Annotated in this window: 21 protein-coding genes; 7 read left to right on the forward strand and 14 right to left on the reverse strand. The window is 50.0% G+C overall.

Going from position 1 to position 25,392, the window contains the following annotated elements; all coding sequences use genetic code 11:
* Nucleotides 1-81: 81 nt before the first annotated feature.
* The 4 genes from HER31_RS15350 to HER31_RS15365 form a co-directional block, all read right to left on the reverse strand.
* Nucleotides 82-1,548, reverse strand: coding sequence for a M16 family metallopeptidase (locus HER31_RS15350; RefSeq protein ID WP_168661844.1), 1,467 nt, complete (start codon nt 1,546-1,548; stop codon nt 82-84).
* The gene (locus tag HER31_RS15355) at nt 1,545-2,867 is read right to left on the reverse strand and encodes a M16 family metallopeptidase (RefSeq protein WP_168661846.1); all 1,323 of its coding nucleotides are present in this window, start codon (nt 2,865-2,867) and stop codon (nt 1,545-1,547) included. The genes HER31_RS15350 and HER31_RS15355 overlap by 4 nt, the downstream gene beginning before the upstream one ends.
* 101 nt (nt 2,868-2,968) lie before the next feature.
* Nucleotides 2,969-3,499 (reverse strand): GNAT family N-acetyltransferase, encoded by a 531-nt coding sequence (locus tag HER31_RS15360; protein WP_168661848.1) that lies wholly within the window; start codon nt 3,497-3,499, stop codon nt 2,969-2,971.
* Between the two features lie 10 nt (nt 3,500-3,509).
* Complete coding sequence (locus HER31_RS15365; RefSeq protein ID WP_168661850.1) at nt 3,510-4,946, reverse strand: tetratricopeptide repeat protein; 1,437 nt, start codon at nt 4,944-4,946, stop codon at nt 3,510-3,512.
* A 356-nt stretch (nt 4,947-5,302) separates the two neighbouring features.
* On the opposite strand from HER31_RS15365, the gene HER31_RS15370 reads away from it, so the two are divergent.
* Nucleotides 5,303-6,172, forward strand: coding sequence for a nuclear transport factor 2 family protein (locus HER31_RS15370; protein ID WP_168661851.1), 870 nt, complete (start codon nt 5,303-5,305; stop codon nt 6,170-6,172).
* Between the two features lie 246 nt (nt 6,173-6,418).
* Here HER31_RS15370 and HER31_RS15375 read toward each other — a convergent pair whose 3' ends face one another.
* The 7 genes from HER31_RS15375 to HER31_RS15405 form a co-directional block, all read right to left on the reverse strand.
* Nucleotides 6,419-7,741, reverse strand: coding sequence for an MFS transporter (locus tag HER31_RS15375; RefSeq protein ID WP_168661853.1), 1,323 nt, complete (start codon nt 7,739-7,741; stop codon nt 6,419-6,421).
* An 86-nt stretch (nt 7,742-7,827) separates the two neighbouring features.
* The gene (gene ftnA, locus HER31_RS15380) at nt 7,828-8,358 is read right to left on the reverse strand and encodes a non-heme ferritin (protein ID WP_168661855.1); all 531 of its coding nucleotides are present in this window, start codon (nt 8,356-8,358) and stop codon (nt 7,828-7,830) included.
* Nucleotides 8,359-8,411: 53 nt separating this feature from the next.
* Nucleotides 8,412-8,819 (reverse strand): GNAT family N-acetyltransferase, encoded by a 408-nt coding sequence (locus HER31_RS15385; protein ID WP_168661857.1) that lies wholly within the window; start codon nt 8,817-8,819, stop codon nt 8,412-8,414.
* A 13-nt stretch (nt 8,820-8,832) separates the two neighbouring features.
* The gene (locus HER31_RS15390; protein WP_168661859.1) at nt 8,833-9,588 is read right to left on the reverse strand and encodes a class I SAM-dependent methyltransferase; all 756 of its coding nucleotides are present in this window, start codon (nt 9,586-9,588) and stop codon (nt 8,833-8,835) included.
* Nucleotides 9,589-9,712: 124 nt separating this feature from the next.
* Nucleotides 9,713-10,489: a TetR/AcrR family transcriptional regulator gene (locus tag HER31_RS15395; RefSeq protein WP_168661861.1), complete on the reverse strand. Its 777-nt coding sequence runs from the start codon at nt 10,487-10,489 to the stop codon at nt 9,713-9,715.
* Between the two features lie 245 nt (nt 10,490-10,734).
* Nucleotides 10,735-12,777, reverse strand: coding sequence for an oligopeptidase A (prlC, locus tag HER31_RS15400; RefSeq protein WP_168661863.1), 2,043 nt, complete (start codon nt 12,775-12,777; stop codon nt 10,735-10,737).
* Between the two features lie 152 nt (nt 12,778-12,929).
* The gene (locus tag HER31_RS15405; RefSeq protein WP_168661865.1) at nt 12,930-13,640 is read right to left on the reverse strand and encodes a hypothetical protein; all 711 of its coding nucleotides are present in this window, start codon (nt 13,638-13,640) and stop codon (nt 12,930-12,932) included.
* Nucleotides 13,641-13,915: 275 nt separating this feature from the next.
* On the opposite strand from HER31_RS15405, the gene gorA reads away from it, so the two are divergent.
* Nucleotides 13,916-15,271 (forward strand): glutathione-disulfide reductase, encoded by a 1,356-nt coding sequence (gorA, locus tag HER31_RS15410; protein WP_168661867.1) that lies wholly within the window; start codon nt 13,916-13,918, stop codon nt 15,269-15,271.
* A 105-nt stretch (nt 15,272-15,376) separates the two neighbouring features.
* Here the strand turns inward: gorA and HER31_RS15415 are convergent, their stop codons facing one another.
* Nucleotides 15,377-15,772, reverse strand: coding sequence for a MoaF N-terminal domain-containing protein (locus HER31_RS15415; RefSeq protein ID WP_168661869.1), 396 nt, complete (start codon nt 15,770-15,772; stop codon nt 15,377-15,379).
* Nucleotides 15,773-16,293: 521 nt separating this feature from the next.
* Here HER31_RS15415 and arrA point away from each other — a divergent pair.
* The 4 genes from arrA (at nt 16,294) to HER31_RS15435 (ending at nt 21,845) form a co-directional block, all read left to right on the forward strand.
* Nucleotides 16,294-18,858 (forward strand): arsenate respiratory reductase molybdopterin-containing subunit ArrA, encoded by a 2,565-nt coding sequence (arrA, locus tag HER31_RS15420; protein ID WP_168661871.1) that lies wholly within the window; start codon nt 16,294-16,296, stop codon nt 18,856-18,858.
* A 5-nt stretch (nt 18,859-18,863) separates the two neighbouring features.
* Nucleotides 18,864-19,565, forward strand: a complete 702-nt coding sequence (gene arrB, locus HER31_RS15425; protein ID WP_168661873.1) for an arsenate respiratory reductase iron-sulfur subunit ArrB — start codon at nt 18,864-18,866, stop codon at nt 19,563-19,565.
* A 235-nt stretch (nt 19,566-19,800) separates the two neighbouring features.
* Nucleotides 19,801-20,514: a metalloregulator ArsR/SmtB family transcription factor gene (locus HER31_RS15430; protein WP_168661876.1), complete on the forward strand. Its 714-nt coding sequence runs from the start codon at nt 19,801-19,803 to the stop codon at nt 20,512-20,514.
* Between the two features lie 755 nt (nt 20,515-21,269).
* Entirely contained in the window at nt 21,270-21,845 is a 576-nt protein-coding gene (locus HER31_RS15435) for a hypothetical protein (protein ID WP_168661878.1), read from the forward strand.
* A 45-nt stretch (nt 21,846-21,890) separates the two neighbouring features.
* Here HER31_RS15435 and HER31_RS15440 read toward each other — a convergent pair whose 3' ends face one another.
* Both HER31_RS15440 and HER31_RS15445 read right to left on the reverse strand, forming a co-directional pair.
* The gene (locus tag HER31_RS15440) at nt 21,891-22,676 is read right to left on the reverse strand and encodes an MBL fold metallo-hydrolase (RefSeq protein WP_238786850.1); all 786 of its coding nucleotides are present in this window, start codon (nt 22,674-22,676) and stop codon (nt 21,891-21,893) included.
* A 90-nt stretch (nt 22,677-22,766) separates the two neighbouring features.
* Nucleotides 22,767-23,510 carry a TetR/AcrR family transcriptional regulator gene (locus tag HER31_RS15445; RefSeq protein ID WP_168661880.1) on the reverse strand — a complete coding sequence of 248 codons (744 nt, stop codon included), beginning with the start codon at nt 23,508-23,510 and terminating at the stop codon, nt 22,767-22,769.
* A gap of 359 nt (nt 23,511-23,869) precedes the next feature.
* Here HER31_RS15445 and HER31_RS15450 point away from each other — a divergent pair, with 359 nt between their 5' ends.
* The gene (locus HER31_RS15450) at nt 23,870-25,384 is read left to right on the forward strand and encodes a flavocytochrome c (protein ID WP_168661882.1); all 1,515 of its coding nucleotides are present in this window, start codon (nt 23,870-23,872) and stop codon (nt 25,382-25,384) included.
* Nucleotides 25,385-25,392: the final 8 nt, after the last annotated feature.

Here is a 25,392-nt window from a genome sequence, read left to right on the forward strand (position 1 = left end):
TCAACACTTAACTGTGACAAACCAATAAAAACGGCCAATCACCGCAATGATTGGCCGTTGATTTAGCGTTAGTTGCTCCGCTTAGAAGCGAAAGCCAGCTTGATTGATACTTACTTCAGTCACATCACCATAGTTAGCAGCAAGGCCACGGATATCATCCGCTTTACCGACCAAAACAAACTGTAGGTTGTCCTTAGGGAAGTGCTTGGCAACCAGCTGCTGAGCATCCGCTACCGTTAACTTGTCCACTTGTTGGCTAAAGTTATCCAACTGCTTCGGATCCATCTTCATAAGATGCATCTGCCCCAGCAAACCGGCAAGCTGATCAGCGGTTTCATACTTCGGCGGGAACTGCCCTTTCACATATGCTTTGGCACTGTCTAAAGTGGCTTGGTCTATCCCTTGTTCCCACAGACGAGTGTAGGTTTTCAGGGCTAAATCCATCGCTGCTGCGGTGGTTTCCGTTGCGGTAAAGGTGCTGATAGTAAAGCCACCATGTTCACCCAAAGCATTGAAGTGGGAGCGCGCACCATAGGTTAATCCTGCATTCACTCGCAATTCATCGTTCAACCATGAGGTAAAACGACCACCTAAGATGGTGTTTAATACCTGCAGACCAACGTAATCAGGGTTATCCCGCGCGACACCTGGGCCACCAATTAAAAAGGTGGTTTCGCGGGCATCGGCCTTATCCACCAACAACACTCTAGCACTGCTAGGTTGCGCTACTGCAACCTCTAAGTTCGGTGGCGTTGGGGTTTTGCGATCCGCCCACTGGCCAAATTGTTGCTTCACCAGAGCCAAGACGTCGGCACGATTGAAGTCCCCAGCAATCACTAACGCCGTGTTGCGCGGCTGATACCAGCTACCATGAAAGATTTTCAGGTCAAACTCATCCAGTTGAGCAATTGCATCGGCGTTACCTACTGCAGCATTGCCGTAGGGGTGATTGCCGTACAACAACCGATCAAAGTAGTTATTGATGACCTGACGTGGACTCTCTTTTTGCTGCGATAACTGCGCCACATAGCGGTCGCGCGCTTTCATCACTTCGTCCGCCGGAAAGCTTGGTTTGGTTAAGACCTCGGCAATCAGCGGTAACATCACCTGCAGATCTTTACTCTGAAACTGGCTGTGGAGGGAAGTGCCCTCTTTGCCCGCAGAGGCATTGAGGCTAGCACCAAGGTTTTCAACCGTACTTTCAAGCTTGTTTTTGCTCAACGAGCTGGTCCCCAGCAGCATCGCTTGGCTAGTTAGCTTAGCGGTGCCCGGCTCGGCATCGTTCACGGCACCAGCGCGGACAACAGCATTGACGGTGATCAGCGGTACCGTATCTCGCTGCAGCAAATAAACGGTTAGACCATTATCCAGTTCCATCTGCTCGTATGCAGGCAAAGTAAACTTGGCACCAGATTTGGCCACGGTTGGCACCACAAAAGGTGTAGGCGCCACGGCATTGGTAGTCGATGGATTCCCTTCTAGCGTGGGCGTAGTACTCATACAACCACTGAGACTAGCTACGGCTAAGGCAAGTATTAGCTTTTTCATAGGTCCTTATCCTCCTCGGCCGCCAGCACACCTACGGTACGACGCGCTTTGGTAAGGTAGGTTTGTGCTACACGTTGAATATCTGCGGGGGTAACCGCTTGGTAAGCCTCTGGCGCATTGAACAGCTTGCTGTAATCACCAAAATAGAGCTCGTAAGTGCCAACGGTGTTGGAGCGGCCGTTGATGGTTTGCATCTGTTTATAGAACTCCATCAACTTATGGTTCTTCACCTTATCCAGTTCAGCCTGTGAAACTAACTCAGTGCTCAGACGATTTACTTCCTGAATAAGGGTGTGTTCCAGCTTGGAAGGATCCCCCTGCGGATTAGCAATCGCGTATAGATAGAACAGGTTAGGGTCAAAGCTTTTGGGTAGGTAGCCATCAACCGCTAACGCCAACTGTTCGTCCACTAATGCACGGTTGAGACGGCTGGATTTCCCTTTTAACAACAGATCGGACAACAGGTCCAATGCATAGAAGTCGGCATCGCTACTGGCTGGAATTTTATAAGCGACCATTAAGTTGGTGCTGGAGACCGACGGTTTCTGTACGTATACCCGTTTTTCACCCTTCTGCTCCGGCTCAATGGTACGAACTACTGCTGGCGTAGGTTGAGCAGGAATTACCCCAAAGTATTGCTCTGCCATCTGCTTAACTTCAGCAAACTTAACGGCACCGGAGATCACTACCACCGCATTATTCGGCGCGTAATAGGTTTTGTGATACTGCTTGAGATCATCCAAGGTCCACGCATTAATGTCTGACTCATGGCCAATAACCGACCAGCTGTACGGGTGAGCGCGAAAAGCTGCGCCTTTTACTTCTTCGCTGAGCATGCGCCAGTTGGAGTTTTCCAAACCGGTGCGACGCTCAGAGGAAACGACCCCACGTTCGCTATCAACCATTTTTGGATCGATGGTTAGTGAACTGATGCGATCCGCTTCCAGTGAGAAGATCACCTCCATCGCTTCCGCTGGGAACCAATCGGTGTAAACCGTGAGATCTTCGGTGGTGTATGCGTTGTTGGCGCCGCCAGCAGCTTCCATCGTGCGATCGAACATCTTCGGCGCGTAATGTTCCGAGCCGTTAAACATCATATGTTCGAAAAAGTGGGATAAACCGGTAATGCCTGGCACCTCATTACGAGAGCCGACTTTCCAGAATAGGTACATGTTGGCATTAGGGATGGTGTTGTCTTCCATCACCATTATCTTCATGCCATTGTCGAGGGTGAAGCTCTGCACATCTTCAACGGTGGTGGCTTGTGCCAATCCAGTTGTAGAAAGCAGCAGCCCAATCCAGAGGCTACGCATTGCCATCTTGGTCTCCTTAGATCCTTGTAGAAACAGTGACCTAAGTTTGGCCCTAGGCCAGATTACGAACAAGGGCATTGCGCAAAAGATATGTCAGAGTTTGTTACTTAGCGACTGCTCCACTGTGCATGGGTTAGGCAAAAAGTTTGCCAATGGCCGTGCTCATCGGAAAATTCGCTGATGGGGTGCATACCGAGCTTTCGCAACACCTGCACTGAGCCTGGGTTAGCTGGCATAGCATGCGCCACAATCTGCGGCAGTTTGAATTGCTCGAAGCCAAGCTGCAGTGCCAACCGCCCCGCATCGGTGGCGATGCCTCTACCCCACAGCTCTAATGGCACGCGATAACCCAAGTCAATTTCTGAGCTACCTCCGCTGTTAATGGTTTGCCGAAGGCCGCAAAATCCGCCGTAGCGACCATCGTGCAGATAGATGCTCCACCGGCCAAAACCATGCTGTTGATAGTGGTCGTAATTGCGCAGAAATAGTGCCGCTTCAGCCTCAGAAGCAAAGGGCTTATCGCCGGTAAATTCAAGCACCTTTGGCTGATCGTTCATCAGTTTAAATGCAGCGGCATCGCTGTCGTCAAACTGATGCAGCGACAATGTACTTGAACGTGCAACCTCTAATCCGGGCATCTATCCCTCCTTAGGATTCTGATTGTGGATAGCCATCCACACTAAAACGCCTACGCACTGCCTGCAGTTCACTATTGCCAGCCTCAATGGCGCTGTCTAACTGCGCGACCAGCTCTGGTGCCAGCTGATGAATAGCCAAGCCTAGCTCAGATTGCGGCAATACTCGTTGATAGGCCTGCCACAACAGTTGCGCACCAAGGTTTAAATCTGGCTGCGGCAGCTCTTGCTCAAAGTGGGCCAATGCCAGCTCAAACATCGCCCGTGGCAAGGCACCATACTCAATGGCTTGCTGATATAGCGCTTCCGCTGCCGCGGCATTGGCCTCGATACCATCGCCATCCAATCGACGCTGAGCCAAATCCGCCAGCGCTTCAGGGTAGTGCTGTTCGGCAGCACTTTGCAGCCACTGCATGCCAGATAACGCATCGACGGTGCCGCCCTCACCAGCAAACAGCATAACCGCTAGCTGGTATTGCGCGTGGGGATAACCCGCTTGCGCACCTTGTTCGGCACAGCGACGCGCCTGCTGGTAATCCGCTTGGCCAAGTAGCCCCTTGTAATACAGCACAGCGAGATTGGCTAACGCCTCTGGCTGCTCTTGCTCCGCCCCTGCCAATAAATAGTGCTCGGCCAATTGTGGATCGGCACTAAAGCCATGACTGCCGGTGAGGTGAAAGTAGCCCACCAATGCCTGTGCATCGGCGTTTTTTTCCTCCGCCGCGGCTTGGATAAGCTCTAACGCCAGTGCTTCATCCATCTCACCGCCGTAGCCGTGCAACAGCGCCACGCCGTGCTCAAAGCGAGCACCAGCGTGACGCAAAGCGGCACGTTCAAACCAATAAGCCGCTTGAGTCAGTTCGTCACTGGAGTCACTTTGCAGCTGCGTTTCGTTAGCTTCAGCGAACGACAGCTCTTGCTCATGTCGTGCCGCTGCTCGGGCTTTCAGTGACAGCCCAACCAAATATTGCGCCTCGGCGTCGTCGTCCATTACCGCTCGATAACACAGCTCTCGACCGGCCTCAGCATCAACCGGAGCAAACTGCCATTCAGGCACCTCATCGGTCTCTGCGAGGAGCGGATAGAGATCAGCACAGAGGTTGGCGCAATCCTTAACGCTTTTGGTTGCCAGCAGAACCAGCTGCTGTTGCGATAATTGGTATTTCTCTGGGTGAGCACCTTTGTTGCCGTCATTACGAAGTTTATGCAACTTACGGGTAAGGCGCATATCAATAAGCCGAGTTTTGCCCAGCTGATCAATGCGGTCGTAGAGGTTTTTAGAGCGAAACTCGATCTGTTTCAGTGCCGCTATCTGCTCAACCAACCGATGAGCAACGCTACGCAGGTGCACCAGCGCATAGGTCGGTACATCAAGACAGTAATTCCGGGCCAGCTGATAGTCGTCAATCAACTCGCGGTTGAGCCGTCGAACTAGCTCTAGATCGTTCATATTGCTGATATACCATAATCAAAAACACTATTTTTCATCATACCACCGGAATAACCCAGCAAAGCATGATGTTGATAGCGCAAAGTAAAAATAACCAGTAGCGACCAATAACAAGGCCGCGAAGGTTGTCTTAGTGCTGATTTTTCTATTGTTAGTTCACAGTTAAGCCGCTTAAGTAGTGACCTATATCTGACTCTATTGCTGTGCTCACCAACACCATAATTCGCTTTGCTATGATTACAACCACATTGAAATCTCTGCCAATACCGATGGATTACTGTACTGCGAAAATGACGCAGGCTAGCCTCGAGGTACGTTTCACCAATCATTTAATTTGCTCACAGGGACAAACCTTCATGACGACGCAAACGCTGATCAGCACGGTGACCAAAACGTTGCTATCAACCGGTGCTCTAGCTATGGCGCTTTACTCTACTAGCACTTTCGCACAGGCGAATACGCTGTCCATCAAAGAGAAAGCCGAAGCTATCGTCACCAGTATCGAAACTCGTGACTCCGCAGCCATTAAACACATCAACCGTCGTCAGTTCATTCAACATAATCCCGCGATTGAAGATGGACTGGTTGGTTTTGGTACCACCTGGCACATGCTGCCGGCAGATACAACTAAGGCCAGTGTTACCCGAGTAATTCAGGATGATGACTTCGTAATAACGCACGGCGAGTACAACTACCTCGGCCCTAAGGTTGGCTTCGAAGTGTTCCGCTTTGAAGAAGGCAAAGCGGTAGAACATTGGGATAACTTCCAAAAGCGACAGGGCAACAACGCCAGCGGTCGCAGCCAAACAGATGGTATTGCCGCCATCACCGATCTGGATAAAACCGACGCTAACAAAGCGCTGGTAAGCGACTTCGTCACCACGGTGCTCATCGGCCGTGATGTCGATAACATCAACCAATTTATCGGTACCGCGGCGGCTGATTATCTACAACACAACCCAAGCATGGCCGATGGTGCCGTTGCGGTTATTGCTGCTGTTACTGCCGACGGCACCGCCCCAAGCTACCAAACCAATCACAAAATTTTGGGTGAAGGTAACTTTGTGTTAGCCATCAGCGAAGGTTCATTCAACAGCAAGCCGGTGGCCATCTATGATCTATTCCGCCTCGATAACGGCATGATTGTTGAGCACTGGGATACCGTTGAGGTGATTCCAGCGACTTCGAAATGGGCCAACGATAACGGCAAGTTCGGCTTTAACTAAACCCAATGGCGTTTATTCACAGGTCGCATCAATCGATTGGTGCGGCTTTTAAGGCTGAATACGGTTAAAGCACCGGCTAGGCACGTCCTGATACAAAGGGGAATTCCAAAGGGGGCAGAGCTCCCCCCCCCCTAATGCATACAAGAATGTGCCGTCGCTACCGCGACATAACCCCTTAAGAGTACTGCAACCGATACAGCCGCAGGCTTAAGATAAACTTCAACAGCTAACTACGACACAGTCTTTTTATTTGTCCGCAACGCTGGCGATTCGGCTGGCCAAACGACGCTGCAGCGCACGTTGACTGGTTTTACCCAGTCGGTAATGCCACACCAGCCATAACATCGGCAGCAATAACAACGACGGCCAAACAATAAAACCAAGCTTCAAGCCAACGCTCGCCGATTCACTTAACTCACCTTTGCCAGAAAAGCCAAAGAAGGCAGCAATACCCAGCGCTAATGCGCTGCCAAAGCCCTGATTGAGCTTGACCGCAAACGCCTGAATCGAAAACAGGGTGGCGGCCCGATCGCGGCGGTTACGCCAACGGTCGTAATCAACGATATCGGCCATCATCGACGGCAACACAATCGCTACCAAGCCGACACACAGACCAACCCCGCCCATAGCAATCTGCATCTGCATTAGTGCCGAATCACCAGGAGCTATCGTTGCTATCCACAACAATAGCGCTATTAACAGCAGCGCCGATGCGGCCCAGGCTCGATGCTTTTCAACTCGCTTAAGAAGCTGCGCCCAGCCTGGTATCGATAGCACCATCATCAGCGTCATTGGCATTGCCACCTGTACAATCTTATCGCCCAGCTGTAAGTAATAACGGGCATAGATAACAAACATGCCGGAGATCCCACCGATCGCTAAGCCAAACAAAACTTGTGTCACGATAAAATATCGCAGTATGGGCAGTTGCCCCCACAATCGCCAAAGATCAGCGAAACGAGGTCGTTGTTGTTGTGGCTCAAATTCTGGCACCGTCCGCCACATGACGAGTAAGGTCAGTGGCAAAGAGATCAGGATAAACAACGCAATGGCGTGAAATACATCCGGAGAAAAGTCGTTTTTCCCTAATAACAGCAAAGGCATCGCCATAAACAACACCCCACCGCCAAAGCCAAGCAGCTGGCGCCACAACACCACTCGGTTACGTTCTTGATAATCATCAGAGAGTGACGCAGTAAGTGTACTGTGGGGAATTTCGATTAGGGTCCAGCCTAACGTCACCAACATATACCACCCCAGTAGGTAAGTGATGTCAGCGTGCGCAGGCGGTTGATAGAGCGGGTATGTCGATGCCATCAATAACAACACCCCCAACAACATCCACGGTTTGCGCTTGCCGGAGCGATCGCTCAGATAACCAATTAGGGGATCGGTTAGCGCATCGAACATTCGTGCAATTAGGGTCACGCTGGCCAATGCCGCGGCAGTAACGGCTGTATATTCCAGATAATAGTTGGGTAATATCGAGGCGGTCGGCGACATTAACATCGACAACGGCATGTTAATTAAGCTGAAAGCTATCAGCTGCAAAGTAGAGAAACGTTTCATGCGCAGAAACCGAGTATCCCGATATAAAGTTAAGCAACAAAAAAGCAGTGCCTTAGGACACTGCTTTTGGCAAAAATGGTATGGCGTTATTCGGCGCTGCTTTCTTTCATCACGCTGCCACTCTCTTCCGTAGCCAGTTGCCCCAGCTCCTTGTCGATAAGGTACAGGCTAGCGCCATCGTTACCAACTAGATCGATGCGGTCGAGAATGCCTTTGAATAGCTTCTCTTCTTCATGTTGCTCAGCCACGTACCACTGCAGGAAATTAAAGGTAGAGTAGTCTTGGTTAGCAAATGCGGTATGGGCCAGATCGTTGATCTTTTGAGTGATCAGCTGTTCGTGTTCAAAGGTCTTCACAAACACATCTTTTAACGACTCGAACTGTGAATCCGGAGCATCGATTGCCCCCAACAGTGGCATACCACCGGCCTCTGACACATAGGTGAACAAACGGCGCATATGCTCCATCTCCTCATCCGCGTGAGCCCGCAGGAATACTGCCGCGCCCTCAAATCCTTTATCTTCGCACCACGCGCTCATCTGTAGATACAGATTAGAGGAGAAAAATTCCAAATTAATCTGTTCGTTGAGTCGTGCGGTCATCGCTTCGGCCAGCATAAATAAACTCCTTGTTTAAAAGCCTCTACTGTCCGCTATGTTGCTACGGCTCTCTAGCGGTTGCAACACATCAACAGCAAAGGTTGCCGATTAAGATAAACGTTGTAGGCGGTTAAGATTGGCTCTGGCGCCTCTGCAACGAGTTGGTAATCGGCTTGATGATAAAGCGACTGCAGATGTGGATAGGGAAAACACCAAATGGGTTCAGGATTCTGCGCCCCGACAAACTGCAGCAACTGTAATGCTATACCTTGCTGACGCCGCTGCGGATCAACCAACAGCGCTCTTAACAACCAATGGCCACCAATACGGCGCAACCGTAATGACGCCACAATCTGTTGACTGTTATCGCGGATCACCGCTACCCGTTCGTCTGCCTTAGCTTTTTCTTTACTGCCACAACGTTTGTAAAACGCGCTAGCCAACGGCGTTTGAATGGAAGTTAACCACTGCGGGGTCATGTCGTTGCCCTAATCAGGCCATAGCCGCCTTCACGTAGACGTCAAAGCGATTCTTCTTAGTGGCAATCACTGTGCTCGGCTTTTGCCCAGCCAAATCCTCAGCGTAATCAGGGCGCTTTACCACCACGCGCTTAGTAGCCAAGGCGTATGCTGGGGCAAACAAGCCATCGGCATCGATATCGGCACCAACCAATTGCTGGAATACCCGCATCTCCTTTTTAACTAAAGCAGACTTCGCTCGGTGGGGGTACATCGGATCAAGGTAAACCACGTCAGGTTTGAGTGTCAGCTCACTGAGCTGCTCGACGCTGTTGCCGTGGTGCAGATGCAAACGTTGTTGTACCCAAGAGCCAATCTCGCTGTCTTGATAGGCACGGCGCAAGCCATCGTCCAGTAGCGCGGCCACAACGGGATGACGCTCAACCATAGTGACGGTGCAACCTAACGTGGCCAACACAAACGCATCACGCCCCAATCCAGCGGTGCCATCAACCACAGTTGGCATTACCCCACCCTTTAAGCCCACGGCTTTGGCAATCGCCTGACCACGGCCACCGCCAAACTTGCGTCGATGCGCCACCGCCCCACTCACCAGATCGACCTCAATGGCGCCGAGTTTGGGTTCATCCCGCAGATACAGGCGCAGTCGGTCTTGTTCAAAACACAGCAAAAATGGCGCTTGTTCGGAATGCACTAAGTCCCAACGTGCGGCAATGGTTTGCAGCTGCTGAGGTTGCTCTCGAGTAAAATCTAGGTAGATGGCGATCATGGCGTGACAAGAACTCTAAAAAATCTGCTCGGCAGAGTAAAAGATAGCGCCTAGATCAGCAAGAGCCGACCGAAGCCGACTCTTGTTTAGCAAAGCCTTAGTAGCAATAAATTGCTAATTAAGCTTATGCGACGCCCACTTCGCTCAATACCAAGCCTTCCAGCTGCTGTTGGTTTTGGCTTAATACTTCAAAGCAACGCTCATGCCAGTTGCCCACAGGTGCATTCAAGCCCGCTTTTTCCAGCAGCACCAATAATGCATCCATCATAATAGCTTCGTCTTGTAGCAACTTCACCGGCCCTAAGGTTTGGCGAGAAGCTTGCAGTTGCACACCAAGCATCAGTGCGCGACCTAATTCAGCAGTGCGCTCAACTTCAACCACATCCAGTTGTACTTCACCCACTTCCACAGCTGTCTTCAGTACGCTTTGCAGCACCTCAGATAACTCACGGTTGGTATTACGCAGTGCAATTTGGCGTTGATCAGCGGCACGACACCATAGCTCAGTGTTATTCACCAGTACTTCTAATTGCGCCAGCACATCATCCTGCACTAAGCGGCGGCGATCAGACAGCAACAATACAATGAATTTTTCAGCCGAACTGATTGGCATCAACTGCACTAACTCAAACCATTCGGTACGACGTTGTACGGCCAGCTGAACCAAAGCAGCCATCATGTCCTCTTTGCTGAGGAAGTGACCATACAGAGTACCAACGGAACATTCTGCAACGCGGGCAACATCTGCCATGCGAAAATCCAATGCTCCCTTGCTGCGCGCAGTACTTAATGCCGCAGCCAGAATTCGACGTTCTCGTGATTTGAACAGTTCCGATTTGTTCATTGCGTTTACTCCCTCAGACTCAAACAATCGGTGATCCTCGCGATTGAGCGAAGTCATCGTTACAAACTCCATAAAATCAGATTCAGCCGGTTCTATCTGAGATAGCGATCACACAACAATGCACTTTTATCTTTTAATAACAGTATGTTGCATGTAAAAACCATGTTCTAAGTGCTGTTTTACCATTTCCCTGCACTAAATTTAAACAAGTCGCAAACATAACTCGAAAAAATATTACAAAAACGCCCATGTGGTAACATGGGCGCTATTGACATGGTAAAGACTTACTTAAAACACCTTAATCACACTCGGATGCCACTATGTCTCAGCAATGCATCAGTACTTGGTTCGCGTCCGCGGAATGCCACAAACAGATTCATTGGCTCATCACTGCCACCACGCTCAAGCACATTTTGAGCGAAATCAGCACCGGCTTGCTCCGAGAAGATGCCCTCCTCTTCGAAACGGCTAAACGCATCAGCGGACAATACTTCGGCCCACTTGTAGCTGTAGTAACCCGCCGCATAGCCACCAGCAAAAATATGACTAAAGCCGTGCTGGAAACGGTTGAACTCAACCACAGGCACTACGGCAACTTGGCCACGCACTTCATTGAGAATGGTTTGGACCCAATCGGCTTTGTCGGCATCAAACTCAAGGTGCATACGGAAATCGAATAATGAGAATTCCAGCTGACGCAGCATCATCATCGCGCTTTGGTAGTTCTTGGCCGCCAGCATCTTATCCAGCATCGCTTTTGGCAAAGGCTCAGCGGTTTCGAAATGGCCAGAGATCTGCGCCAGCGCTTGCTCTTCCCAACACCAGTTCTCTAGAAACTGACTTGGTAACTCAACCGCATCCCAAGGCACACCATTGATACCGGCAACACCGCTGGCATCAACGCGGGTAAGCATATGGTGAATACCATGGCCAAATTCATGGAACAGGGTAACCACTTCATCGTGGGTAAATAGGGCGGGTTGATCGCCTACCGGCGCGGTGAAGTTACACGTGAGGTAAGCCACGGGCTGTTGCAGTTCACCGTTCGCTTTGATGCGACGACCTTGGCAGTCGTCCATCCAAGCGCCACCACGTTTGTGCTGACGGGCGTACATATCTAAGAAGAAGCTACCGCGAACGCTGCCATCGGCTTCGAGGATATCGAAGAAGCGTACATCGTCGTGCCAACTATCGAACTCACTGCGCTCTTGCACCTTAACGCCAAACAAACGCTCGACGGTATAGAACAAACCAGACAGGACTTTGTCTTCTGGGAAGTAGGGCTTCAGCGCCTCATCGGAGATCTGATACAGATCTTGCTTCTGCTTCTCCGCAAAGTAGGTCACGTCCCATGGCTGCAAATCAGCGTGGCTATATTTGTCAGCCGCGTATTTCGCCAAGGTTTTAAACTCTTGCTCGCCTTGTGCCTTCGACGCCAATGCCAATTCGTTCAAAAAGCTGATTACCTGATCCGGTGTCTGTGCCATCTTGGTGGCCAGCGATTTATCGGCGTAGCTGTCAAAGCCAAGCAGGTTAGCGAGCTCATGACGCAGTGCGAGGGTTTCGGTCATCAGTTGGCTGTTATCGAACTCGCCTGCATTCGGGCCTTGATCAGAGGCGCGAGTAGTAAAAGCGGTGTAGGCCTCTCGACGCAGCTCAGCGTCGTCAGCGTAAGTCATTACCGCTAAGTAGGATGGAAACTCCAACGTCAGCATATAACCTTGCTGTTCGCGCAGCTCGGCCGCTTGTTTGGCTGCGGCGATGGCGTATTCCGGCAACCCTTGCAGTACCGCGACATCATCAATCTGCTTAGTCCATGCGTTAGTCGCATCCAATACGTTGTTGGAATATTGGCTCGAGAGATCGGACAGACGGCTAACAATCTCGCCGTAGCGCTTCTGCTTATCGTCGTCCAAACCGATGCCTGACAGTTCGAAATCACGCAAGGCATTAGAGATAACTTTTTGTTGCGCTTGGGTCAGCTCAGCAAACTGTTCGCCTTCCGCCAGCTCTTTATAGGCTTGGTATAAGCCTTTGTGCTGGCCCAGCCAGGTACTGTATTCGGATAACATAGGTAAGCAAGCATCATGGGCAGCACGCCACTCATCAGTGCTGACCACCGAATTCATATGTCCAACTGGTGACCATAATCGCGACAGTTTGTCTTCCGCTTCTTCTAGTGGGGTTTCCAGCTTTTCCCATGTCCATGGGCCACCTTGCGCTAAGGTATGCTCAACAGTATCACGGCAGTGCTGCAACGCGGCCTCAACCGCTGGTTGAATGTGTTCAGCGCGGATCTTAGAAAACTCTGGAAGCGCTTGAGGTTCCAGCAATGGGTTTGGCATAACAGCTCCTGACACTACGGTATGGATGGCGTTTATCTGAGTAAAGACGTGGGGGCGCGTCAAGGCAACTTCAACCACGCTGAGTAATCTCTGCGCTAAAAACAAAAAACCGCAGCTAAGCTGCGGTTTTAACGGCATGAACAAGGAGCGACTTAGAACGCCACAGAGATCCCTACGCTGAGCAGTGATTCGTTGTCGGCACTTTCGCCTTCGGCGGCCATCTCATCGTCAATGTCGCTGCCAGCGATGTGGTAGCTGTAGCCCAGACCCAACGCGAACTGGTCGTTGATGGCGTAGCTGGCCGCAACGCCCAAGGTGGTGTGGTTGTAACCATCGTTTGCGGCAGTGGCGTAACCAAAGTCAAAAGCGGCTACAGCGTAAGCTTCCACCGATAGGCGCTCGTTGATGTCGTAAGGTGCGGTTAAGCCGAACTCAACAAACTGGCCATTGGCTTCGGTGCTATAGACGGCATCAACGCTAGGGATAAGGTATTCGAGGCCTTCGTATGCAACAGCGACCGCGATCTCGTTATCGTGCTCGTCGTCTTCGAACATCTCGAGACGGGTATAAGCCGCTGAGATAGCAAAATCAGCTACACTAACGCCATATTCTAGGGTTAATCCAAGTTCGTCATAATCTGCTTTTTCATCGGAGTAACCGTAATCGACCGCAAGGGCGATACCGTTATCAAAACCAACTGCCGCACCGGCCCAAGTGATGCCAGCGCCATCAAGGTTGGAACGCCCCTCAGACACATAATCGCTGTCATAACTCAGATAGCCTTCGATCTCAGCAGCCATGACTGAACCGGAAAAAATCGCTGCAGTTACTAACGACAACGCCAATATATTACGCTTATTCATGCTGAGTACTCTTGTCAAAACCTAATTGCGACTCATTATTGTTTCTATTGTCACTAGAAGAACTGATCTACATCAACTATTTGATAACAAACAATTAGCGACAAAAGTAATTGCCACCACGATCACACAAAACCGGCATTTACATGGTTCAAATCACCGCTATTAGGTGCAATCGATTAGCGCTATCTCTTGTTTTAGGTTGAGCTTGACCCCACATCGGTTTACAACATAGCCACTCGTGCGAACGCGTCGCGGTCACTAATTAAGGAATTCCCATGGCACAACAGTATGACTACATCGTTCTAGGCGCCGGCTCTGGCGGCATTGCTTCCGCTAACCGTGCCGCTATGCGTGGCGCCAAGGTGTTGCTAATTGAAGCGCAACACCTGGGCGGCACCTGTGTAAACGTTGGCTGTGTGCCAAAGAAGGTGATGTGGTTTGGTGCTCAAGTGGCCGAAGCCATTAATCTTTACAGCGAAGATTACGGCTTTGATGTAGAACTGAAAAAATTCGAATGGAGCAAGTTGGTTGCCAGCCGAGAAGCCTACATCGAGCGTATTCATGGTGGTTACAACCGCGGCCTAGCGTCGAACGGCGTTACCTTGGTGCGTGGTTTCGGTAAATTCGTCGACAAAAACACCGTTGAGGTAAATGGCGAACAGTACTTCGCTGAAAACATCCTTATCGCCACTGGCGGTCGCCCCACCATTCCTGCGATTCCAGGTGCAGAATACGGCATCGATTCCAACGGTTTCTTTGCCTTACAGGAGCAACCTAAGCGCGTTGCGGTAGTCGGTGCTGGTTACATTGCGGTTGAACTAGCTGGCGTTTTGCACTCACTGGGTAGTGAAACCCATCTATTAGTACGTAAACACGCACCACTGCGTAACTTCGATCCATTGATGACCGAAACCTTAGTTGAGTTGATGGCCGAAGACGGCCCAACCCTGCACACCCACTCAACTCCAAAACAATTGGTAAAGAACGCCGACGGCAGTCTGACCCTGAAACTGGAAAACGGCCACAGCGTTGAGGTCGATTGCTTGATCTGGGCTATTGGTCGCGAGCCAAGCACCGATAAGATCAACATTGAAGCGGCCGGTGTTAAGGTCAACGAACGCGGTTTTATCCCAGTGGACGAATACCAAAATACCAATGTGGCCGGGATCTACACCGTCGGCGACATTATGGAAGGCGGTATTGAGCTGACGCCTGTGGCAGTAAAAGCTGGTCGAGCTCTGTCTGAGCGTCTATTCGGTGGCCAACCACAAGCCAAGATGGATTACTCACTGGTACCAACTGTAGTATTCAGCCACCCAGCCATCGGTACCATCGGCTTAACTGAGCCACAGGCACGGGAACAGTACGGCGACGACAATATCAAGGTATACACCTCTAGCTTCGGCGCTATGTACACTGCCGTAACCGCCCACCGCCAAGCCACGAAGATGAAGCTGGTCTGCGCTGGGCCAGACGAGAAGGTGGTTGGTTTGCACGGTATTGGCCTAGGTATGGATGAGATCCTGCAAGGTTTTGCGGTAGCCATGAAGATGGGCGCCACCAAAGCCGACTTTGACGCCACCGTAGCATTGCACCCAACTTCGGCAGAAGAGTTTGTAACTATGCGCTGAAGCATGAGTTGTTAGCAGTATGAATTGTAAGGCCGAGCACTGCTCGGCCTTTTGCTGATCTTAAAGCAACCTCGTATCGATGCACTGCCAGCTCAAACACAAAAACTAGCGGCCGATAATTTGGCTAATTTTAGCTCCATGGAAGTGAACCTCTGCACCAGCAATGATGGCGCTGCCATAGAGCAGATTATTGTCAAAGTTGATCAACAAAGTGACGTAATCGCCATAGTCCTTCTCAAACCACGAAGCCAAATATTGGTTCGGCTCTACTTCAAATGCCGTATAGGGAAAAGGCCCCCACCACTTATCCGGCTTAGAACCAGTTAGGTAGCGATAACTCAGCCCTTGCGGTTCAAACCGAACGTTGTATGCGCGGTCATTAGTGTATTTATAAGTGATGCTTACCCCGTCGAGCATTCGTGTTTCCTGAGCTAATTCGACGGCAAACGCAGTTGGCGCCATCAACGCCGTAAGAAACAAAAATAACTTGAACGCTTTCATATCGATGCACCCTTTCGTTGGTTAACAGGAAATTGGCAAGAAATCATCGCGCCGAAATCGCCACTGTAAAGATCTAGCATAGTAGAGCTGCTTGTCTCGACCAGAGGCAAAACCGAACAATTCAATAATGCACAAGACCTAACCGAATTTGCTCACAGCACACCACTCACCCGCCAAAATTAAAAATTTGACCACAGTCCAATGCTCAGGCCGCAATCAGTGCGACTAGGTCATTAGGCTCTCTAGCTACAATTTGCAAAGTGACTCACACCAAGCAAACACCAGCGTCAAAAAACTTACCGCCGCAACAACAATTAGCGTGATCGAGTAATACAAATCGCAATAAATCACTACTCAGAGCTCACTTTCGGCATTCTTTATGTCCAGTTAATAAAAATGAAACATTAGTCAGGGCTGATTGATCAATGTCACATACGGAATGTGGTTGCTCCTTTACTATCCATAAAGTGATATATGTATTTTTAGACATATGTCTTTAACCGCATATCTGAGTGGATAATATGAATAACAGTGACCAATTTAACGCCAGCCGACGCCAGCTGTTAAAGCGCTCCCTTGGTGGGACGACTTTACTGGGTTTGACCGGTGGCTTTGCCTTCAACCCAATGCTCGAGGCCATGGCGGCCGATCTACCTAAAGTAGACCTGCGTACTGGCACTGGCCAGTGGGTGCCTACGACTTGTCAGGGCTGTACTTCTTGGTGTGCCAAACAGGTCTACATCATGGACGGTCGGGCAATTAAAGTGCGCGGCAACCCACACTCAAAGATCCACGACACCTCGAGTTGTCCGCGCCAATTCTTAGGCTTACAGCAAGTATACGATCCAGATCGTCTGCAATCGCCAATGATCCGTACAAACCCGAACAAGGGACGCGACGAAGATCCGATGTTTCAGCCGATCAGCTGGGATAAGGCGATGGATCTATTAGCCGACAAGATCATGGCGCTGCGTGAGAAAAACGAAACCCATAAATACGCACTGATGCGTGGCCGTTACTCCCTGTGTAATGACTTGCTGTACAGCAAGATGACCGCAATGATCGGCTCGCCAAATAACATATCTCACTCCTCTATCTGTGCCGAAGCCCATAAAATGGGGCACTACTACATGGATGGGAACTGGGGCTACATGCAGTACGACGTGAAGAACACCAAGTACATCTTGAGCTTCGGTGCTGACCCCATCGCGTCTAACCGTCAGGTAAGCTTCTACTCCAGCGAATGGGGTAACACCTTAGATCAGGCCAAGGTTGTAATTGTCGATCCACGCCTGTCTGCTTCTGCCGCTAAAGCACACAAATGGATCCCAATTGAGACCGGCCAAGACAGTGCTTTAGCACTAGCCATTGCTCACCATGCCTTGGTTAAAGGTCTATGGCACAAGCCATTCGTTGGCGACTTTAATGACGGTAAAAATCGCTTTGTTGCTGGCCAAGAGGTTGATGACAGCAGCTTCAGTGAAACCCACACCTACGGCATCGTAAAATGGTGGAATCTGGCGCTTAAAGACTACACCCCAGAATGGGCTGAGCAGACCGCTGGTATCGCAGCCGCTGATATTCGCACCATCGCCGAAGAGATGGGGGCCGTCGCACCTAACGTCCAAGTATGGAACGCGCGCGGCGCAGTAATGCAAACCCGCGGTACTTACACCTCAATGGCATGTCACGCCCTGAACGGCATCTTCGGCTCCATCGATAACGAAGGCGGTGTGTTCCCGTACAACAAGGCTCCACTAAACAAGAACTTTCCTGACCCAGACGCGTACATGGATGCGATTGCCAAGAAGGGTAAGAAGCACGAGAAGATCGATCAACGTGGCCGTTTGGAACTACCGGCGCTGAAGAAAGGCAAATCCGGTAAAGGCGTAGTAACCGGCAACGTGGCTACTGCCCTAAACGCCGCTGATCCGTATAACATTGAAGTGATGTTGGCCTATTTCAACAACTTCGCGTTCTCTTCACCAGAGAGCAAGCAATGGGAGAAGGCGCTATCAAACATCAACTTTATGGCGCATATCACCACTAACATCAGTGAGTTCAGCTGGTTCGCTGATTTGCTGTTGCCGTCCACTCACCATATGTTTGAAAAATGGGGCGTACTGAACGCTGCCGGCAATGGCGTTAGCCATGTTTCGCTGCAGAAACCATCTATCAAGCGTATGTACGACACTCGTCAAGACGAAAGTGAGGTGCCTTACCTGCTGGCGCAGAAATTGGCTGAAAAGGGTTTCGATCTGCCATGGCGCTACATCAACGAACAGCTGCTTGATCCAGAAACGGGCAAGCCGGCTAAGAGCATTGATGAATTCCCAGAGTTACTGGCCAAGTACGTTACTGCGCCTATCTGGGGCGAAGATGGCCATAAATACGGTGAGCAACTTTCTGGTTGGGACGAACTAAAAGAGAAAGGCGTTTGGAACACCCACGAATACCAGCTCAAGTCCCGTTGGAGCAAGTTCAAGACCGAAACTCATAAGTTCGAGTTTTACTCTAAGAGCTTTGAAAAAGCACTAACCAAACACGCTAAAAAACACCATGTCGATGTAAACACGGTGGTCGATGCCTGTGAATACAGCGGCTACGATAAAGTTGCCTTTGTACCGAACTATCAAGCACCTATCCGTGACGGTAGCGCTAAAGAGTTCCCACTGCTGTTTGTTGATCAAAAGTCTCGCTTAAACCACGAAGGTCGCTCGGCCAACTCGTCGTGGTACTACGAATTTAAGGACGTTGACCCTGGCGACATCGCAGGTGAAGACACCGCTAAGATCAACCCAATTGATGGCAAGAAACTTGGCTTGAAAACCGGCGATCGCGTTCGTATTACCTCTACCGTTGGCAGCATCGAATGCACCATCGCCCTGTGGGAGGGCATTCGCCCAGGCTCTGTTGCTAAATGTTTCGGCCAAGGTCACTGGGCTTACGGTCGCACCGCATCCAAAGAGTTTGGTAAAACCGCCCGCGGTGGCAACAACAACACCATTATCCCGACCCGTTTCGATCGCTTCAGTGGCGCATCCGCATTCTACGGTCACATCCGCATCCGCGTTGAGAAGGTATAACTATTATGAAATTTGGCATGGTAATCGACCTACAGAAATGCGTGGGTTGCGGCGGCTGTAATCTAGGTTGTAAAACCGAGAACAATACGCCCGATGGAATACAATGGTCGCATCACAGCAGCGAAACCGTCGGCACTTTTCCGAACGTGAGTTACAACTACACCCCTACGTTGTGCAACCACTGTGACAACGCCGCCTGTGTTGAGGTCTGCCCCAAGCAAGCGATGTACAAGGCAGATAATGGCCTAACATTACATGACGCTGACAAATGCATCGGCTGTAAGCGCTGTATGAAAGCGTGTCCTTATGGGGTGATAAGCTTTAACAAGAGCAAACCCCACCGCAATTGGCAAGATGACTCGGCATTAATCGCCAAAGGAACCTCGTCACCATACGAAGTTCTGCGACAAACCGGCGCCAAGTCTTCGCCGCACGCCAACCCTGAGCGGGGTGACACCTACCCAGTACAGCGACGTCGTCGTACTGTGGAAAAGTGCACCGGTTGTGATCACCGCCAAGCGGTTGGGCTCAACCCAGCTTGTGTTGATGCATGCCCATCGGGCGCCCGCATTATTGGTGATTTGAACGATCCAAACAGCGAAGTAAACCGCTTGATTAAGTTGCACAACGCTAAGGTATTGCAACCAGAAGCGGGTACCAAACCGAACGTGTATTACATTCGTAGCTTCGGTGTACGCAACGCTTAACCGCGCGGAACGATACAATCAGATGCCATACCATTGGTATCTGGTTGTCTAAAGCAACGGTCAGATAAGTCCGAGCTGCCTGCTAGCGCTTGGACTTTTTATTTCGTGTTACAATCATCTAGATAACAGCACTCCTACCCCAATTTGACCACGTGAGAGATGATAAAACCTCGTCAGGTTAGCCTTTAGGTTTGCACTATTTCACCTTATCGATAGCAATCAAGTACCCAAGCTCATGAGCCAAAGCATTCTATTTTTATGTACCGGAAACTCTGCCCGTTCACAATTGGCGGAAGCCGTGGCTCGACAAAAGTTAGGCAGCAAATTTGATATCGCCAGTGCTGGTACTCGGCCTGAGTCGGTCGATTCAAGAACCCTCGAAGTGTTGGCTAATGCGGGTTACGACAGCAGCGGCTTAAACGCGAAACACATCGACCAATTTGCTGATCGAACATTCGATTTCGTTATTACCTTGTGTGAGCAGGCTAGCGCTGAATGCGGCAGTTTTCCTAATGCGGAACAAACCTTAGCGTGGAACCTAGCAGACCCTAAAGATCAGCCCGGTATTGCCCTGTTTGAGCAAGCACTCACTGAGATTGAACAACGTGTACAACGCTTTTGTCAGATCCACTGCTACCAAGCCAAAGATCTGCAAACGGTCGTTCGCTTCCAAAAAACCCTAGGGGAAGCATTGCGCCTTAGCTGTGTATTGATGCTGCACCAGCAAGAAGAACTATGTGTCAGCGATTTCGTCAATGCGCTGCAACAGGTACAACCCAAAATCTCCCGCTGCTTAGCGCAATTGAAGCAACAAAAGGTGGTTATTGACCGCCGTCAGGGTCAAAAAATCTTCTATCGTTTAGCCCCAGAGTTAGAGCAGTGGCAGCGAGATATCATCAAGGTCTTGGCCAACAGCCATGCCGTCAGCCTGCGCCCACAGCAGTGCTAAATTAACTTGGTGTTTACCATGCTGGTGGCACTAGTTCGTTAACTGTCAGTCCGGCATCAACAATGATTAAGGGTGCCGCTGCAACTGCCGTTTGTGAACACAGATAATCTTGGCTTTGGGTTTCCCTATAGCAGCTTAAACCCATGCATTTTGCGCAGACTAAGTTTGGTTAAAAGACTACACAACGGTCTAATTTACCTAGACAAGTCTACAAATTTAACCGCATTCGGTAGCCCCAAAAGCGACCGTCATGCAAAGCATGTGAGTTAATCATTCGTTACAACACATGCAACCACTGATGACTACTTTAACATGGTGCCGTTGCAACAACGGCAAGCGAATTAACGTTGCAGCAAATACAATGGCTATTGATAGTAATAAAACCATTTAATCAAATGTCATCAAAAATCGCTTCGAAACTGAATTAAATACAATGAATCGAGCCTAATAACAGACTATTTTAAGCATGAACAAAGCTTACTTGGAAATAACTAAACGGGGGTTTTAACCGCCAGTGAAATACTTTCGATCGCGCATTATTTAACATGCGGATGACGGTCACAGTTTCGCACAACAGGTAGGCAACATTTAGGTAACAGCCGCAGAACTGAGATGACACTCACTGTTCTAAGTTCATTTTTGAGTGAAGATTATTTCTCTAAGCACTTACGTTATCTCCAAACATAATTAAAAATAGATCAATGCAAGTTAATAAAATAAAAAGAACTCTGTCTATCATCACTTCGCTCGCGTTTATGACCTATTGGACATTCGCGGTGCGCATTGTTGATGGTGTTGTAATTGGTCCAAATACATTATCAATGGCATTTGCTGGCGAGAGTATTCTTGGTGAACCAGTCCAAAGTGTTGCCGCCGCATGGACGTTAGCGGCTGCAGTTATTCTATTTTTAATCCATCACTGTTGGGTAAAGGCTCCGGTGATCTGGCACTTTCTACAAAAGAACGGCAATCATGCCTCCCGACTGGGCGAAACCTGGAACGGCGTAAAATTGGCTCAAGGGCTGTGCTGTTTAACAGGCATGATGATGGTCACTATCTATACCTCTCGCTTGGCCGTTTCTATAATTGTATCTGCCATTGAAAGTCCGATGGCCGCAGCAGCTCACGCCTTTACGTCACAAAGCTCACAGATGATTATCTTGCTAACGTCACAAGTGGTTGCTATCCACCTCACATCAGTGATGTATCTGTTATACAAAAAGTGGCCCAAAGAGGGCACGATTGCGGTTAAACGTCGTTACTTACTGTTCAGTGGTGGCAGCGTCGGTGTGATAATGGCACTGGCTCATTACCACCTGATTTTTAAGTAGTAACCTTCCAAGCCCCGGCAGGCACCGTCAACTGAGGGTGTTGTGCTATTTGTGCTCAGCGTGTTCACTGCGACTTAGGGAGTTCTGAAACTTTAACTTGATTGCTCGCCAATGAGTTTTAGGCACCTTGGGCGTTTCAACAGCAAAGCAGCGATGATGGGGTTCAGTAGCGATTTCACCGCCATGGGCTAGCAGTACCGCGGCCGGTTGCATCTGTTCCACTTTGGCCACGGAATCGCGGTAGCGATTGGGATAGAAGATGGGCCATGGGGTACGATAGTCATCACGCACCTTAATAATAAGATCGGCCACATAGATACGATGGCTCGGCTGATGCCACAACGAAATATCGCCATTGGTGTGCCCTGGAGTAGCAACCACACTCCACTCAGGAAATTGCGGCAAGTTGTCGCCATCAGCGACAACCAGATCAGGCCGTAGCGTGCGCTCGTACCAGATGTTCTTTAATGGACGCCCCATTCGATTGGCCATCCACAGCCCTAAGAATATGTCACTTAGGTGCATCAGCCAGCCATCAACCCCCTGATACCAGCTACGCTCGGTATAACCGGTAGCCACGACACAACCAGTAAGTTGGCGTAATCGATGAGCGCCGCCAGCATGATCTGGGTGCATATGAGTCACCATCACCAGTCGAAGATCGGTAACGGGGCGCTTCAGCTCATCGCGAACAAAACGCAGCACTGTACCAACATCAGCTCGGCAGCAACCATCAAGCAACATCACCCCTTGAGCGTACTCTGCGATGTAGATCGATTGGATATAGCCTTTTACCGTATGTAACTGCATCTGCACTATCAATTCAAACATTTGTTTAAATCGATAGTGCAGAAAAAACACCCAGATCACAAATGCGATTCTTCAGGCTGGAGCCATCAGCGACCACTTACATGCTAAGCATTAGGCCTGTTGTTGCTCGATACAGCCTTGGCAGCTGTTGTGGCGGGCTCGATTTTGCTTATAGTACAGGTGCACCCGCATGCCGATACGTTCAAACGTACTCAGCGTTAATGGCGTTTGCCATTGATAACGCGAGAACAACAGCTCTAATTGACGAAACAACATCACCCGCGCCTCACGCAGATAGTTTTTCTCAATCAATTGGCTTTGTAACGCAGATAAGGCACCACTGAGGTAGAAGGTGATCCCTTGTGTCAGCTCTAGTACCTCTTGCTCGGTTGCGATTAAGTCGCCACCGGTTACCGACTCTTCCAAAAACTGGGTTATCCAGCCCCAGTATTGATTGATGCGCTGTTTAAATACGGTGATTTTCTCTGGGCTGGCCAACGACCACACCATAGGATTTACCGCCACCTGCCGCACCATAAAAAAAGTTGGCGCAAAATGGATGGTTTCAAAGGTGAAGATTATCGGCAGTAGCACCTTTTCTAGGGCATTTAAATTGGGGTATTCCTGCAAGAAGCCACCAATATGGTTGGAGGTGGCGTTACGCAAAAAACTGCAAACCAGCAGATCTTCTTTGCTTTCAAATAGCTTATAGAAAGAAGCATTGGCTACTTCGGCTTCTTTGGCTACCTGCGAAAACTTAAACGACACAATCCCTTGGGTTTCAATTAATCGTTCTGCAGTATCAAGCAGGTGATTACAGCGAGTCAGCTGGCAAGACGTTTGAGGACAATGCATTTGAGATATAACCGCCTAGGAGTGAATCGACATTATGCCTGAATCAATTAGCGCTTTAGTTATTCTGCAAGCTTTTGTGAGACACCACGACTTCCCCTGCAAAAAAGACGACAATCGATCAGCTGCAAGATAATTTATCTTGCAGCTGATCACGCCCGAATGGATCGCAATCACCACAACAACTGCGATCTTGATCGCGACTTACGCTGCCATTGCCGATTGTTTTAGCTCTCTGACCCACATTCACCCTCAATCCCGAGGCTATACCAGAAAATTTGTTCTTCGTGGTGGTCACTGTTGCCCTCAGCGCTAACGCGTAACCTTGATTTCGAACTCAAAATAAATTGCAGGGTACCGTTATGTCTAACAGACGTTCATTTCTAAAGCTATCTGCTGGCCTCGCCGCAGGTGGTTTAGCCGCTGGCCTATCATCCACCGCTAACGCCTCTGAATGCGTTGCCGACATCAAGTGGCACGAAGAGGTTGATCTTCTCGTTATCGGTTCTGGCTTTGCGGGTCAATCGGTTGCAGTAAATGCCAACCGTGAAGGCTTGGGTAAAGTACTAGTTCTGGAAAAGATGCAGGTAATTGGTGGTAACTCCGCCATCAACGGCGGTTGGTTCGCGGTACCAAAGAACCCCGTTCAGTTAGCTCAAGGCATTAACGACGATAGCCCTGCAGAATTGGTAAAAGATCAGATGATCGCCGCTCGTGGTATGGGCAACGAACAGATGCTCACCAAGATCGCTAATGAAGCGCTGAACGCTTACAACATGTGTCTTGATGCCGGTGTAAAGTTTAAGAAAGACTTTAACATTCAGGTTGGTGGCCACAACAAAGCGCGTGCGGTTCGTGTAGAGCACGGTACCGGTGGCGACATCGTTACCAAGCTTTACGAAGCGGGTGTACGTGAAGGGGTTGATTACCGCCTGCAGTACAAGGTGGAAGATTTCATCATGAATGGCAACGAGATCGAAGGCGTTGTGGTTCGTCGTGGTTACCGCTTCCCAGATGAAAGCACCGGTGAACTTATCAATATCCGCGCCAACAAAGGTGTGGTGCTGGCGACAGGTGGCTTCACTCGCAACATGGAGCTGCGCGCAGCAGTTGACCCGTCACTGGATCCGTCATTGGATTGCACCAACCACTTAGGTGCTACCGGCGAAGCCACGCTAACGGCGATGGCCCACGGTGCTTTACCAGTTCATATGAACATGATCCAAACCGGTCACTGGGGTTCACCAGATGAAGGCGGTTTTGGTTGGTCTAACGCTTTGCTGTCTATTGGCTGGCACAAAGGTATCGCAGTTAACCCAACTACCGGTACCCGCATCATGGATGAGCGTGCTGACCGCTTAACGTGTTCTACCGCGATCATGGCCTGTCGCCATAAAGACGGTTCGCCAGCTTACCCATTGGTATTCTTCAATAAGAATGACCACCTAGGCGATGCCCGCGTCACTCGCGCGGTACGTGATGAAATGGCATGGGAGATGGATTCTCTGGAACAGATGGCAGACAAGTTCAATGTGCCTCTGGCGCAGTTAAAAGCCACCGTTAAACAGTGGAACGACTATGTAGCGAAGAGCGAAGATCCTGACTTCAACCGTAAAATGGATACCGCCGTTAAGCTCAAAGCCCCTTTTGTGGTTTCCCGTGTGTGGCCAAAAGTGCACTACTGCATGGGCGGTTTAAAAACCGATATCGATGGTCGCGTTGTTAATGCTCGCACCATGAAACCAATCAAGAGCCTTTACGCTGCTGGCGAAGTTATTGGTGGCGTACACGGCCACGCTCGCTTGAGCTCTTGTGCTTGTCTTGAAGGCCTAGCAATGGGCTTCATCCTTCCTAAATCGATCAAAGCTGACGCTTAAGGGAACCC

Source organism: Ferrimonas lipolytica, from assembly GCF_012295575.1.
Taxonomy (GTDB): Bacteria; Pseudomonadota; Gammaproteobacteria; order Enterobacterales; family Shewanellaceae; genus Ferrimonas; species Ferrimonas lipolytica.

Bases quoted from the DNA above. Each gene is read 5' to 3' on its own strand.
- HER31_RS15390 (WP_168661859.1), bottom strand. From the start codon at position 9,588: ATGATCGCCATCTACCTAGATTTTACTCGAGAGCAACCTCAGCAGCTG.
- ftnA (WP_168661855.1), bottom strand. From the start codon at position 8,358: ATGCTGGCCGAAGCGATGACCGCACGACTCAACGAACAGATTAATTTG.
- HER31_RS15360 (WP_168661848.1), bottom strand. From the start codon at position 3,499: ATGCCCGGATTAGAGGTTGCACGTTCAAGTACATTGTCGCTGCATCAG.
- HER31_RS15375 (WP_168661853.1), bottom strand. From the start codon at position 7,741: ATGAAACGTTTCTCTACTTTGCAGCTGATAGCTTTCAGCTTAATTAAC.
- HER31_RS15450 (WP_168661882.1), top strand. From the start codon at position 23,870: ATGTCTAACAGACGTTCATTTCTAAAGCTATCTGCTGGCCTCGCCGCA.
- HER31_RS15405 (WP_168661865.1), bottom strand. From the start codon at position 13,640: ATGAATAAGCGTAATATATTGGCGTTGTCGTTAGTAACTGCAGCGATT.
- prlC (WP_168661863.1), bottom strand. From the start codon at position 12,777: ATGCCAAACCCATTGCTGGAACCTCAAGCGCTTCCAGAGTTTTCTAAG.
- HER31_RS15435 (WP_168661878.1), top strand. From the start codon at position 21,270: ATGACCTATTGGACATTCGCGGTGCGCATTGTTGATGGTGTTGTAATT.
- HER31_RS15430 (WP_168661876.1), top strand. From the start codon at position 19,801: ATGAGCCAAAGCATTCTATTTTTATGTACCGGAAACTCTGCCCGTTCA.
- HER31_RS15355 (WP_168661846.1), bottom strand. From the start codon at position 2,867: ATGGCAATGCGTAGCCTCTGGATTGGGCTGCTGCTTTCTACAACTGGA.
- HER31_RS15385 (WP_168661857.1), bottom strand. From the start codon at position 8,819: ATGACCCCGCAGTGGTTAACTTCCATTCAAACGCCGTTGGCTAGCGCG.
- HER31_RS15370 (WP_168661851.1), top strand. From the start codon at position 5,303: ATGACGACGCAAACGCTGATCAGCACGGTGACCAAAACGTTGCTATCA.
- HER31_RS15395 (WP_168661861.1), bottom strand. From the start codon at position 10,489: ATGACTTCGCTCAATCGCGAGGATCACCGATTGTTTGAGTCTGAGGGA.
- HER31_RS15350 (WP_168661844.1), bottom strand. From the start codon at position 1,548: ATGAAAAAGCTAATACTTGCCTTAGCCGTAGCTAGTCTCAGTGGTTGT.
- HER31_RS15415 (WP_168661869.1), bottom strand. From the start codon at position 15,772: ATGAAAGCGTTCAAGTTATTTTTGTTTCTTACGGCGTTGATGGCGCCA.
- HER31_RS15440 (WP_238786850.1), bottom strand. From the start codon at position 22,676: ATGTTTGAATTGATAGTGCAGATGCAGTTACATACGGTAAAAGGCTAT.
- HER31_RS15365 (WP_168661850.1), bottom strand. From the start codon at position 4,946: ATGAACGATCTAGAGCTAGTTCGACGGCTCAACCGCGAGTTGATTGAC.
- arrA (WP_168661871.1), top strand. From the start codon at position 16,294: ATGAATAACAGTGACCAATTTAACGCCAGCCGACGCCAGCTGTTAAAG.
- gorA (WP_168661867.1), top strand. From the start codon at position 13,916: ATGGCACAACAGTATGACTACATCGTTCTAGGCGCCGGCTCTGGCGGC.
- HER31_RS15445 (WP_168661880.1), bottom strand. From the start codon at position 23,510: ATGCATTGTCCTCAAACGTCTTGCCAGCTGACTCGCTGTAATCACCTG.
- arrB (WP_168661873.1), top strand. From the start codon at position 18,864: ATGAAATTTGGCATGGTAATCGACCTACAGAAATGCGTGGGTTGCGGC.